The 11520-nt window shown below is 72.3% G+C and carries 10 protein-coding genes; 7 read left to right on the plus strand and 3 right to left on the minus strand.

Going from position 1 to position 11520, the window contains the following annotated elements:
- Positions 1-9: 9 nt before the first annotated feature.
- The 3 genes from ACFPL3_RS40130 (at position 10) to ACFPL3_RS40140 (ending at position 3432) form a co-directional block, all read left to right on the plus strand.
- Complete coding sequence (locus tag ACFPL3_RS40130) at positions 10-1521, plus strand: TldD/PmbA family protein (RefSeq protein ID WP_343942932.1); 1512 nt, start codon at positions 10-12, stop codon at positions 1519-1521.
- A complete protein-coding gene (locus ACFPL3_RS40135; RefSeq protein WP_343942931.1) occupies positions 1518-2894 on the plus strand; it encodes a metallopeptidase TldD-related protein in 1377 nt (458 codons plus the stop codon). Before ACFPL3_RS40130 ends, ACFPL3_RS40135 begins: the two co-directional genes overlap by 4 nt.
- A gap of 256 nt (positions 2895-3150) precedes the next feature.
- Complete coding sequence (locus ACFPL3_RS40140) at positions 3151-3432, plus strand: hypothetical protein (protein ID WP_343942930.1); 282 nt, start codon at positions 3151-3153, stop codon at positions 3430-3432.
- A 104-nt stretch (positions 3433-3536) separates the two neighbouring features.
- Here the strand turns inward: ACFPL3_RS40140 and ACFPL3_RS40145 are convergent, their stop codons facing one another.
- Positions 3537-4079, minus strand: coding sequence for a TetR/AcrR family transcriptional regulator (locus ACFPL3_RS40145; protein WP_343942929.1), 543 nt, complete (start codon positions 4077-4079; stop codon positions 3537-3539).
- Between the two features lie 69 nt (positions 4080-4148).
- Here ACFPL3_RS40145 and ACFPL3_RS40150 point away from each other — a divergent pair, with 69 nt between their 5' ends.
- Positions 4149-5702, plus strand: a complete 1554-nt coding sequence (locus ACFPL3_RS40150; RefSeq protein WP_343942928.1) for an MFS transporter — start codon at positions 4149-4151, stop codon at positions 5700-5702.
- 10 nt (positions 5703-5712) lie between these two features.
- Here the strand turns inward: ACFPL3_RS40150 and ACFPL3_RS40155 are convergent, their stop codons facing one another.
- Together ACFPL3_RS40155 and ACFPL3_RS40160 are read right to left on the minus strand one after the other, a co-directional pair.
- Entirely contained in the window at positions 5713-6372 is a 660-nt protein-coding gene (locus ACFPL3_RS40155) for a TetR/AcrR family transcriptional regulator (RefSeq protein ID WP_343942927.1), read from the minus strand.
- Positions 6369-6785, minus strand: coding sequence for a hypothetical protein (locus ACFPL3_RS40160; RefSeq protein ID WP_343942926.1), 417 nt, complete (start codon positions 6783-6785; stop codon positions 6369-6371). The genes ACFPL3_RS40155 and ACFPL3_RS40160 overlap by 4 nt, the downstream gene beginning before the upstream one ends.
- 351 nt (positions 6786-7136) lie before the next feature.
- Here ACFPL3_RS40160 and ACFPL3_RS40165 point away from each other — a divergent pair, with 351 nt between their 5' ends.
- The 3 genes from ACFPL3_RS40165 to ACFPL3_RS40175 all read left to right on the plus strand — a co-directional run bounded on the left by ACFPL3_RS40165 (position 7137) and on the right by ACFPL3_RS40175 (position 11400).
- On the plus strand, positions 7137-8960 hold the full coding sequence (locus tag ACFPL3_RS40165; RefSeq protein WP_343942925.1) for a phosphoenolpyruvate carboxykinase (GTP): 1824 nt from the start codon (positions 7137-7139) through the stop codon (positions 8958-8960).
- A 106-nt stretch (positions 8961-9066) separates the two neighbouring features.
- Positions 9067-9285: a DUF3311 domain-containing protein gene (locus ACFPL3_RS40170; protein ID WP_343942924.1), complete on the plus strand. Its 219-nt coding sequence runs from the start codon at positions 9067-9069 to the stop codon at positions 9283-9285.
- A gap of 240 nt (positions 9286-9525) precedes the next feature.
- A complete protein-coding gene (locus ACFPL3_RS40175; RefSeq protein ID WP_343942923.1) occupies positions 9526-11400 on the plus strand; it encodes a hypothetical protein in 1875 nt (624 codons plus the stop codon).
- Positions 11401-11520: the final 120 nt, after the last annotated feature.

Genomic DNA, 11520 nt, shown 5'->3' on the forward strand with positions numbered 1-11520 from the left:
GTTGGTCGGGTGGTCCCCGATCGCATCGACCCGGAGTTCCGGGCCCTCCCGCTCACCGCGCTCGCCGATGCCGCGCTCGGCCGGGCGCGCGAGCTCGGCGCCCAGCACGCCGACGTGCGCGTCGAGCGGATCCGCTCGCAGGGGATCGACCTGCGCGACGGCTCCGTCACCGGAGTCAGCGACTCCACCACCCTCGGCCTCGCTGTGCGCGTCGTCGTCGACGGGGTGTGGGGCTTCGCCTCCCACGTCGAGCTCACCCCGGAACGCGCCGCGGCCACCGCCGAGCGGGCGGTCGACGTGGCGCGCACCCTCGCACCGGTGGCCGTGGAGCGGGTCGTGCGGGCCGACGAGCCGGTGCACCGCGGTGCCGAGTGGGTGTCGGCCTACGAGGTCGACCCGTTCACGGTGCCGGTGCGCGACAAGGTGGCGCTGCTCGCCGAGTGGTCGCAGCGGCTGCTCGCGGCCGACGGCGTCGACCACGTGCACGCGGGCGTCGCCCAGGTGCTGGAGAACAAGTTCTACGCCGACACCGCGGGCACCGACACCCTCCAGCAGCGGGTGCGGATCGGGCCGTCCATCACCGCCACGGCCGTCGACCGCGCCGCGGGCGGCTTCGAGACCATGAGCTCGCTGGCCGCCCCCGCAGGCCGCGGCTGGGAGTACCTCACCGGCACCGGCTGGGACTTCGACGACGAGCTGGCCCGCGTGCCCGAGCTGCTCGCCGAGAAGGTGAAGGCCCCGTCGGTGGCGGCGGGCAGCTACGACCTCGTGATCGACCCCACGAACCTGTGGCTCACCATCCACGAGTCGGTGGGCCACGCCACCGAGTACGACCGGGCCATCGGCTACGAGGCCGCGTACGCGGGCACCAGCTTCGCCACCCCCGACCAGCTCGGCACGCTGCGGTACGGGTCGGAACTCATGCACGTCACCGGCGACCGCACGGTGCCGCACGGCCTCGCCACCATCGGCTACGACGACGACGGCGTGGCCACCACCGAGTGGGACCTCGTCCGCGACGGGATCCTCGTCGGCTACCAGCTCGACCGCACCTTCGCGCCGCGGCTCGGGCTCGAGCGCAGCAACGGGTGCGCGTTCGCCGACTCCCCCCACCACGTGCCGATCCAGCGCATGGCGAACGTGTCCCTGCAGCCCGATCCGGAGCGCGACACCACGGTCGACGAGCTGATCGCCGGCGTCGACCGCGGCATCTACGTGGTGGGCGACAAGTCGTGGTCGATCGACATGCAGCGCTACAACTTCCAGTTCACCGGCCAGCGCTTCTACCGCATCGAGGGCGGCCGGCTCGCAGGGCAGCTGCGCGACGTGGCCTACCAGGCCACCACCACCGACTTCTGGCGGTCGATGGACGCCGTCGGTGGGCCGTCCACGTGGCGGTTGCAGGGGGCGATGAACTGCGGGAAGGCACAGCCGGGGCAGGTCGCCTCGGTGAGCCACGGGAGTCCGGCCGCCCGGTTCCGCGGGGTGAACGTGCTGAACACGTTGGAGGAGGCCCGGTGAGAGCCCAGGAGGTCGTCGAGCGCACCCTCGCCGCGGGCCGTCACCTGCACGGCTGCACGGTGCTCGTGCGCGAGACGAGCGAGGTCGCGCTGCGGTGGGCCAACTCCACGATGACCACGAACGCGCACACCACGTCGCGGAGCACCACGGTGATCGCGTTCGTCGCGCTGGAGGGCGGTGTCGCGGCGGGCGTGGTCAGCTCGAGCGTCGCCGTCACCGACGAGTCCGGCCTCCAGGACCTGGTGCGGGCCGCGGAGGCCGCCGCGCGGGACGCGGGACCGGCCGACGACGCCGCACCGCTGGTCGAACCGGACACCACCGACCCGGCGTGGGACGAGCCGGCCGCCGAGACGTCGATCGGGGTGTTCGGCGGGTTCGCCGAGGGCCTCGCCGAGGTGCTCGCCGGGCCGCACCGGCAGTACGGCTTCGCCACCCACCAGCTCTCCACGGTGTGGCTCGGCACCTCCACCGGCATCCGCAGGCGCTGGGTGCAGCCCACCGGGTCCGTCGAGCTGAACGCCAAGACCGCGGATCTCACCGGCTCGGCGTGGACCGGGGCGTCCACGGCCGACTTCACCGACGTCGACGTCACGGCCCTCGCCGCCGAGGTCGACCGGCGGCTCGCCTGGAGCACCCGGCGCGTCACGCTGCCCGCGGGCCGGTACGAGACGCTGCTGCCGCCGTCGGCGGTGGCCGACCTGATGGTGTACCTCGTCTGGTCCATGGAGGGGCGGGCCGCGCAGGAGGGCCGCAGCGCGCTGGCCGGTCCGGACGGGCCGCGGGTCGGGGAGAAGCTCACGTCGCTGCCGCTCACCCTCGCCAGTGACCCCACCGCACCGGGGCTGGAGTACGAGCCGTTCCTCACCGCCACCCGCTCCGGCGAGGGGATCTCCGTCTTCGACAACGGAGCGCCCACCCGGCGCACGGAATGGGTCTCCGTGGGTGCGATCGGTGAGCTCATCTACTCCCGTGCCGAGGCCGCCGAGTTCGGCACCCGGTTCACGCCCCCCGGCGAGAACCTGCTGCTCACCGGCGGGTCCGACGCCTCGATCACCGACCTCGTGAGCCGCACCGAACGCGGCCTGCTGCTCACGTGCCTGTGGTACATCCGCGAGGTCGACCCCACCACACTCCTGCTCACCGGGCTCACCCGCGACGGCGTCTACCTCGTGGAGGGCGGCGAGGTGGTGGGCGAGGTCGACCACAACTTCCGCTTCAACTACTCGCCGCTCGACGTCCTGCGGCGCACCACCGAGGTCGGCGCCACCGGGCGCACATTGCCGCGCGAGTGGAAGGACTGGTTCACGCGCACGGCGATGCCGCCTGCGCGGGTGCCGGAGTTCAACATGTCGTCGGTCTCGCTGGGCCGCTGACCGGTCACCCGGCGGCATCACGATCAACTGGGTGGGGGAACGAATCGGCGAACGGCCCTCGGTTTGATCATCCGATCGGAGGTGTTCCCGGTCACAGAGAATGCGGCCGTTCGACCCCGGTCACCGCACCGGTCGGCGCGTCGCCGCCCCGATCGGCACCTCGGCCCCCCGGTTTGCCGTTGACTACCCCGATAGTGCGCCGCCGTCGTCGCCGGGTCGTAGGACCGGGAAGGGGCGAGGAGTGTCGTTCGAAGTCGTGAGCGCGTACACCCTGCTCGTCGGGGATGCCGATGAGCCCGCCACCGTCAGTGTGCACAGCACCGCCGATGAGGCCTGGCGGGCGCTCGACCGGGAGGTGCGCAGGCGCTGCGGCATGCGCCCCCGCCCGCGCCGCCGGTCCGACGCCGACGCCACCACCCGGCTCGCCAACGCCTGGCGGGCCGGCGACCCGGAGAGCCGGTACTGGAACGTCACCGTCCACCGCCTGCCGATCCCCCTCCCCGTGATCGCCCGGGAGGCGATGATCGCGGGCCGCTGAGCCGGTGCCCACCCCCGCTATGCCAGCAAGGTGGCTTTACTGGCGTATTCGGCCAGCAAAGCCACCATGCTGGCGTTCGGAGGCGGGGCGCCGCGGGCCGGGCGCTACTGCCGGCGGGGGGCGTACTGGCGCATGCGGTCCAGCAGGTCGTCGACGGTCATGTCGGGGGGCATCGGGGTGCCGGTGAGCGTGCGCAGGTAGAGCCCGTCGCCCACGAGTTGGGCGAGCCAGGCGAGCACGGGGTCGCCCAGCTCGTCGAGCAGGGCGGCGTAGCCGTCGGCGTCGACCTTCGCCAGTGCGTCGCGGACGGCCTGCCCGGTGGTGGTGCTGTCGGCCAGCCGGAGCACGGCGAGGTAGGTGCGGGTGAGGCCGCCGGGTGACGCGCCTCCGGGTGCCGAGGTGCGCACGTAGTAGGCGACGGCGCCGTCGGGTGCGTTGCGGATGGCCTCGGCGTCGGCGGCGCTGCGCTCGCGCAGCCGGTCGAGCAGGCCGGTGGCGAGGGCTTCCTTCGAGGCGAAGTGGTAGAGCAGTCCGCCCTTCGACACCCCGGCCGCCGCCACCACCGCGTCGAGGGTGACGGACGCGCCGCCGTGGTCGATCAGCAGCGTCTCGTACGCGTCCAGCACACGGTCGCGGACGGTCGGCACGCGGCGAGTCTAGGCCGTCCGGGGGGATGGGAATGTTCAGGCGTTCCAAACCGTCTAGACGGTACAGTCATGAATCCGTTCCCTCTCCTGGAAAGCCCGATGACCCTCGCCCTGCCCCGCCCCGTCCGCGCCGGTCGCCGGGAGTGGTGCGCCCTGGCGGTGCTGCTGCTCCCCACGCTCCTCGTGACGATCGACAACACCGTGCTCGGCTTCGCCCTGCCGGCGATCAGCGCCGCGCTGTCGCCGTCGGCCACGCAGCTGCTGTGGCTGGTGGACGTCTACCCGCTCGTGCTGGCCGCACTGCTGGTGACGATGGGCACGCTCGGCGACCGGGTCGGCAGGCGCCGCACGCTGCTGGTCGGCGTGACCGGTTTCGGCGTCGTCTCGCTCCTCGCGGCCTTCTCCACGGACGCCACACACCTCGTGGCCGCCCGCGCGATGCTCGGGTTCTTCGGCGCGATGCTGATGCCGGCCACCCTGGCCCTGCTGCGCACGCTGTTCCGGGACCGTGCGCAGCGCCGGTTCGCGGTGGCGGTCTGGGCCACCGGGTTCGCGGCGGGCTCTGCGCTCGGCCCGATCGTGGGCGGGTTGCTCCTGCAGCACTTCTGGTGGGGCTCGGTGTTCCTGGTCAACGTGCCGGTGATGCTCGTGATGCTGGTGCTCGCACCCGCGCTGCTACCGGAGTCGCGCATGGCGCGCCCCGGCCGGTTCGACCCGCTCGGAGTGGTGCTGTCCGTGCTCGCGATGGCCCCGGCCGTGCTCGCGGTGAAGATCGTCGCGCACGACGGCGTCACCGCCGCGGCCGCGCTCGCGCTCCTCGTCGCGGTGGCCTCCGGGGCGCTCTTCGTGCGCAGGGCGCAGGCCCGCCGCGCCGCGGGGGAGGAGCCGCTGCTCGACGTCAGCCTGTTCGCCTCGCCGGTGTTGCGGCTGTCCGCGCTGGCGAACGCCACCACGATGTTCGCCTTCACCGGCCTGCTGTTCTTCTCCGCGCAGTACCTGGTGCTCGTGCAGGGGATGACGCCGATGGACGCGGGCATCGTGCTGGTGCCCGGGTCCGTCGTGACGATCCTCTCCGGTCTGGCGGCAGCGCGGCTGGGGAGGCGCTACCAGCTGCGTGTCCTGGTGCCGACGGGGCTGGTGCTGGCGGCCGCCGGGTACGTCATGTGCGCGCTGCTGTGGACCGGCCCGGCCGTCGCGGTGCTGGTGGTGGCGAGCGTGCTGGTCGGTGCGGGGATCGGCCTGTCGGAGACGGTCACGAACGAGGCGATCCTCTCGGCGGCGCCCGCCGACCGCGCCGGTTCGGCGTCGGCGGTGTCGGAGACGGCGTACGAGGTGGGTGCCGTGCTCGGCACCGCGGTGCTCGGCAGCGTGCTCTCGGCGGTGTACCGGGCGGCCGTCGAGGTGCCGAGCGCGGTCGGGCCCACCTACGCGGCGGCGGCCCGCGAGACGCTGGGCGGTGCGGTCGACCTGGCGCACCGGCTCACCGGTACGCCGGCGGCCGAGCTGCTGTCCTCGGCCCGGTCGGCGTTCACCGGCGCGGTGGGCATCACCGCCGTGGCCGGCACCGCCGTGCTCGTCCTCGTGGCCGTGACGGTGTTCACCGGCCTGTCCCGGAGCCGCTGAGGCTGCGGGGTCAGGTACCGCGGAGCAGCCGGACCACGTCGACAACCTGCCGGCCGAGCGGGCGCAGCACCGGCAGCCGGGAGAGCCGGACGAGCCGGGCCACGATCGGGACCGTGCGGTCGACGAGCAGGCGGGTGCGGGCGGCGTCGGCGGAGGTGTCGTGCACCCAGAACAGCACGACGCCCAGGTGTTGCAGCCACAGCAGCTCGGGCAGCTCGCGCCCCAGCTCGGCGTCGACGTCGACCCGGGCGCCCTCCAGCACATCGCGGTAGAGGTCCACCGCGGCGTCGCGGGCGGGCCCGGACTGCGGGCTGAAGGGTGACAGCGGGTTGCCGGGCTGCGCGGCCACCGCGAAGAACCGGCCCGCGAACGCCCGGTAGGGCTCCGCCACGGTGATCCAGGCGTTCAGCGTGAGCCGGAGCCGCTCCGCGAGGTCGGAGCGGCCCGCCAGCTCCGGCAGCGCGGCGGCCCGGTGCTCGGCGACGAGCTGGTCGTAGAAGCCCTGGACCAGCTCGTCCTTGGAGGAGAAGTAGTAGTAAGCGTTGCCCACCGAGACACCGGCGCGCTCGGCGACCGCGCGCATCGTGGTGCCCTCGAACCCGTGCTCGCGGAACAGCTCCAGGGCGGCGGTGACGATGGCGTCCCGCGTGCTGCCGCGAGCCGTGGTCACTGCCGTCCCGGCTCGTCCCCGGTGCGGGCGGGGCCGATGCCGCGGTCGGCGAGCCGCTCCTGGACCTGCTCGGAGATCTCGGCGGCCCGCCTGCGCTCACGCACCCGGATGAGCACGAGCATCGAGATGCCGTACGCGATGCCGAGCGTCAGCAGCACCACGCCGAGCTTGAGGACGAACGTCTGCACGGGATTGCCGCCGTCGACGTCGGTGACCGAGATGATCGCCAGCACCCCGAGCGTGACCAGGTGGAACAGCACGGAGAGCAGGAGGTTGACCGAGCGGGTGACCTTCTCGTCGTGGAACACCTCCTGCAGGAACGGCTCGCCGGCGCGAACGAGGAGACGGCCCACGAGGAACGTCAGCGCGACGGACACGGCGAGCAGGACGAGGTACTGGGTCATCTCGGCCATCGGCCCTCCAGGTTTTGAACATGTTCAACACTACGCGCCCTGCGTGGTGCCGTCCACGTTCGCGGAGTGATCGCCGGGTGCGGGCACTCACTGCACACGGGGTACCCGCGCAGGGGCCCGTCTACCCGTCGAGGAGCGGTGCGTCGGGAATCACGAGGAAAGCGCTTTCGATTCTTCTGAATCGATTACCTGATCGGTCTTGTGAGTGAGCCGACAGGCACTCGTCGTGCGTCGTTCCGGAGTCCGCAGGTACCGTCGAGTCCCATCTCTCCAGAGCACACCCGCCCGAATCACGGGTTGGGTGTGCGCAGCATTTCCAGGTCCGGGAAGCCGGCGAGGAGCGAGGACGATATGACTGCGATGACCGTGTCGGGGATCGACGGGGCGCCCACCGCGAACGCTGAGCTGCTCTCCTGGGTGCGGGAGGTCGCGGAGCTGACCACGCCCGACCGGGTCGTGTGGTGCGACGGATCCGACGAGGAGTGGGACCGCCTGACGGGGCAGCTCGTCGAGGCGGGCACGTTCGTGAAGCTCGACGAGGCGAAGAAACCGAATTCGTTCTGGGCCGCCTCCGACCCGGACGACGTCGCCCGGGTGGAGGAGCGCACCTTCATCTGCACCGAGGAGGAGGTCGGGGCGGGCCCCACCAACAACTGGGTCGCCCCGGCCGAGATGAAGAGCACGATGACGGAGCTCTACCGCGGCTGCATGCGCGGCCGGACGATGTACGTCATCCCCTTCTGCATGGGGCCGACCGACGCGGAGATCCCGATGCTGGGCGTCGAGATCACCGACTCCGAGTACGTGGTCGTCTCCATGAAGATCATGACCCGGATGGGTGCGTCGGTGTTGCCGCTGTTCGCCGACCGCGGCGACTCGTTCGTCAAGGGCCTGCACTCCGTGGGCGCCCCGCTCGAGCCCGGCCAGAAGGACGTGCCCTGGCCCTGCAACGAGACGAAGTACATCAGCCACTTCCCGGAGACCCGGGAGATCTGGAGCTACGGGTCCGGGTACGGCGGCAACGCCCTGCTGGGCAAGAAGTGCTACGCGCTGCGGATCGCCTCGGCCATCGCCCACGACGAGGGCTGGCTCGCCGAGCACATGCTGATCCTGAAGTTGATCTCCCCCGAGGAGAAGGCCTACTACGTGGCGGCGGCGTTCCCGTCGGCGTGTGGCAAGACCAACCTCGCGATGCTGCTGCCCACCGTGCCGGGATGGCGGGCCGAGACGATCGGCGACGACATCGCGTGGATGCGTTTCGGTGAGGACGGCCGACTCTATGCGGTGAACCCCGAGTTCGGCTTCTTCGGAGTGGCACCGGGCACCAACTGGAAGACCAATCCGAATGCAATGCGAACGATCGAGAAGGGTAACTCGCTCTTCACGAACGTCGCACTCACCGACGACGGCGACGTGTGGTGGGAGGGTCTCGAGGGCGACCCGCAGCACCTCACCTCGTGGCTCGGCGAGGAGTGGACCCCCGACTCCGACAAGCCCGCCGCGCACCCGAACTCCCGCTACACCACGCCGATCTCGCAGTGCCCCGTGGTCGCGCCTGAGTGGAACGACCCGAAGGGCGTGCCGATCTCGGCGATCCTGTTCGGCGGCCGGCGCAAGACCACCGTGCCGCTGGTCACCGAGTCCCGCGACTGGCAGCACGGCACGTTCATGGGCGCCACCATGTCGAGCGAGATGACGGCGGCGGCCAAGGGCGGCAAGGGCCAGGTGCGGCGCGACCCGATGGCGATGCTGCCGTTCCTCGGCTACAACGTCGGCGACTACTTCCAGCACTGGCTGAACGTCGGCAAGGGTGCCGACGCCGGCAAGCTGCCGCGGATCTTCTACGTCAACTGGTTCCGCCGCGGCGAGGACGGGCGCTTCCTGTGGCCCGGGTTCGGCGAGAACTCCCGCGTGCTGAAGTGGGCGGTCGAGCGGATCGAGGGCAAGGCGGCCGCCACCGAGACGGCCATCGGCTACGTGCCCACGCCCGACGCGCTCGACCTCGACGGCCTCGACGCGCCCGCGGAGGACATCGAGGCGGCCCTCGCGGTCGACCCCGAGGAGTGGAAGGCCGAGATCCCGCTCATCGAGGAGTGGTTCGAGAAGGTCGGTGACCGCCTGCCCACCTCGATGCGCGACGAGCTGGAGGCGCTCAAGCTCCGCCTCGGCGCCTGACGCACCACCCACCCGTAGTTCAGGAAAGCCACATTCAGGGCCGCAGCGGCCCTGAATGTGGCTTTCCTGAACTTCCCCGGCGGGCCCGCGCTCGTACGATGACCCGGTGCGCGCCTCGCACCTGCTCCTCCTGGTGCCGTTCCTCGCGCTCGGCACGCCGTGGTTCAACGCCGTCGAGCCGCGGCTGTTCGGCGTGCCGTTCTTCTACTGGGCCCAGTTCGCGTGGATCCCGGTCACCGTGGTGTGCCTCGCGGCGGTCCATCTCCGCACGCGCCACCGTCCGGATGCGTCATCCGACGGTCATCGACCGTTCACCGCTCCGTAACGACCGTTTGTCGACTGTCGGCGTACTGCGCGCGCGTCGTAACCGTTTACGACGCCTGTCACCCACCGGTTCGTCCCACCGCACCACGATCGGGTGGCCGGACGCCGCGGTGAGTGGCCGTTCCGGCGCTCCGTGACCGCTGACCGCTGTCGTCCCGCGACCCACGAGTGAAACATTCGGGTCGCGCCCACGATCCACGAGGGTGACCACCGCCGGCGCGGTGGCAGCGGAGGTGACCACGTGTCCGATGCCGGAACGACGCATCAGAGCGGCGGGGACGACGACCTCGCCGTCTTCGTCGATCGTCTCGCGGCCGCGGGAACGGACCAGCCCACGATCGACGCCCAGACGCAGATCCACCACGCGATCGCGACGGGCGCCACCCCACCGGGGATCCGCAGGCTCGCGGAGGCGCTCGCCGCCTCCGTCGCCGAGCTCCCGCCGCCTCGCAGACCGGTGGAGGACACGGCGTCGGTGGTCTCGGCGGTCCATGACAACACGCTGGTCGTGCTCGAGGACTTCGACGCGGCCGCCACCGCGCGCGCCGTCGCCGCGCTGCTCGCCGACGGCCGCCGCGTCGTCGTCACCGGTGCGGTGCCCGCGCAGCTCGCCGAGGTGCGCTCCGCGCTGCCGGCCGAGGCCACCGACCAGGCGCTCCCCCACCTGCCCGCGCTCGCACCGGCCGAGCTGCGCGAGCTGAGGCGCCTGCTGGCCACGTCCACACCGGAGCGGCGGGCCCGGGGCGAGCAGCTCCTCCCGCCGGAGTCGGCCCTCCCCGGCGAGGTCGAGGTCGCGCAGCTGTGCGCGCTGGCCGCGGGTTCCGAGGCCGCGGGCGACGGCACCTGGATGTTGCCCACCTTGCTCGCCGACCTCGACGAGGAGCGGCGCGCCGCCGTCACCTCGGTGGCCGAGCGCGCCGACAGCGCGCTGGCCGACATGCCCCCGCGCGGGGAGCACGAGTGGGCGTGGCAGCTGCTGTCCGAGCTGATCTACGAGCGGCACCGGGCGGAGTTCGACCAGATCCTGGAGGACACCGCGGAGGTCATCGCCGTCCTCGACCGCACCCGCTCCGAGCCGCCGGTGACCTTCATGGCCGCGCCGCCGCCGGGTGCCATTGGGGTGCTCACGCGCTACGGCGAGTTCCTCGCCGCGGGTGGCCGCTCGCGCTCCTACTTCAAGTCGGCGGCACAGCGCGAGGTCCAGCCCGTCCTCGAGGTGGCCCGGATCGGCGAGCGGCAGCCGGAGACCGAGGAGGACATCGAGCGCATCACCGAGTACCTGGAGCTCGTCGAGCGCCAGGCGCGCGTCGACGTCGCGTGCGGCGAGCTGGGCGTCCCCGTGCCCGCCGACGAGAACGAGCTGGTGGAGATCAACGACGGGCTGGCCAAGGTGGCCACAGCGGCCCGTGCGGTGGGCGCCCTCCGTCATGACGTGCTGTTCCTCGCCCCCGACTCGCCGCTCGCCGTCCCGGATGTGGAGGCCACGCAGCAGGTGGCTGCGGGGATCCTGGAGTTCGCGGTGCACGGGTCGGGGGTCGACGCCGCCCGTCGCCTCGACGCGCTCGCCGACGAGCTGGCCGAGCTGAGCCCGGTCACCGTGCGGGCGCCGGAGCACGAGCAGGCGATCGATGCGCTGCGGGAGCGTTCCGGGGCCGGCTACGCGGCGGCCCTCGACGCGCTCGGCGCCGCCCGCCGGGAGGCCCAAGACGAGCAGGTGCGGGTGGGGCTGCTGGAGCGGCTGGGCGAGGGAGCCCCGCGGCTGGCCGAGGCCTGGACGGCGCTCGCGGAGTCCACGCCCGCCGCGCCGCTCGGGTTCGCCGCGTTCGTCCCGGTGGAGCCGTTGCTGTCGAACGTGCCCCCGGCCGACAGCGCGGACGTCGTGCTCGTGCTCGGCGCTGGTGGGCTCGGAGTGGAGCGGTTGCTGCTCAGCGCGGTGGCGCCCCGGGTCGTGGCCGTCACCGGCGGCGGTGACGAGGTCGACGACCCCACGTTCCTGAGCGTGTTGCAGCGTGCCTCGGCGCTGGTGATCCGCGGTCCGGCCAAGGGTGGCCGGGTGGTCCCCTTCAACGGCGGCGCGGCCCGCGCCTCCACGCCGGTGGGCCAGGCCGGCGCCTAGGGAGTGTCTGGTGGATCATGGAAGCCAGGTGAGCAGGGCTGCGAGGTGGAGCGCTCCGAGGTAGTTGCGGGCGTGCCGGTCATAGCGGGTGGCCAGTCCTCGCCAGTGTTTGAGCTGGCA

The sequence above is a fragment of the Pseudonocardia zijingensis genome (assembly GCF_042657305.1).
In the GTDB taxonomy this organism is placed as follows: Bacteria; Actinomycetota; Actinomycetes; order Mycobacteriales; family Pseudonocardiaceae; genus Pseudonocardia; species Pseudonocardia zijingensis.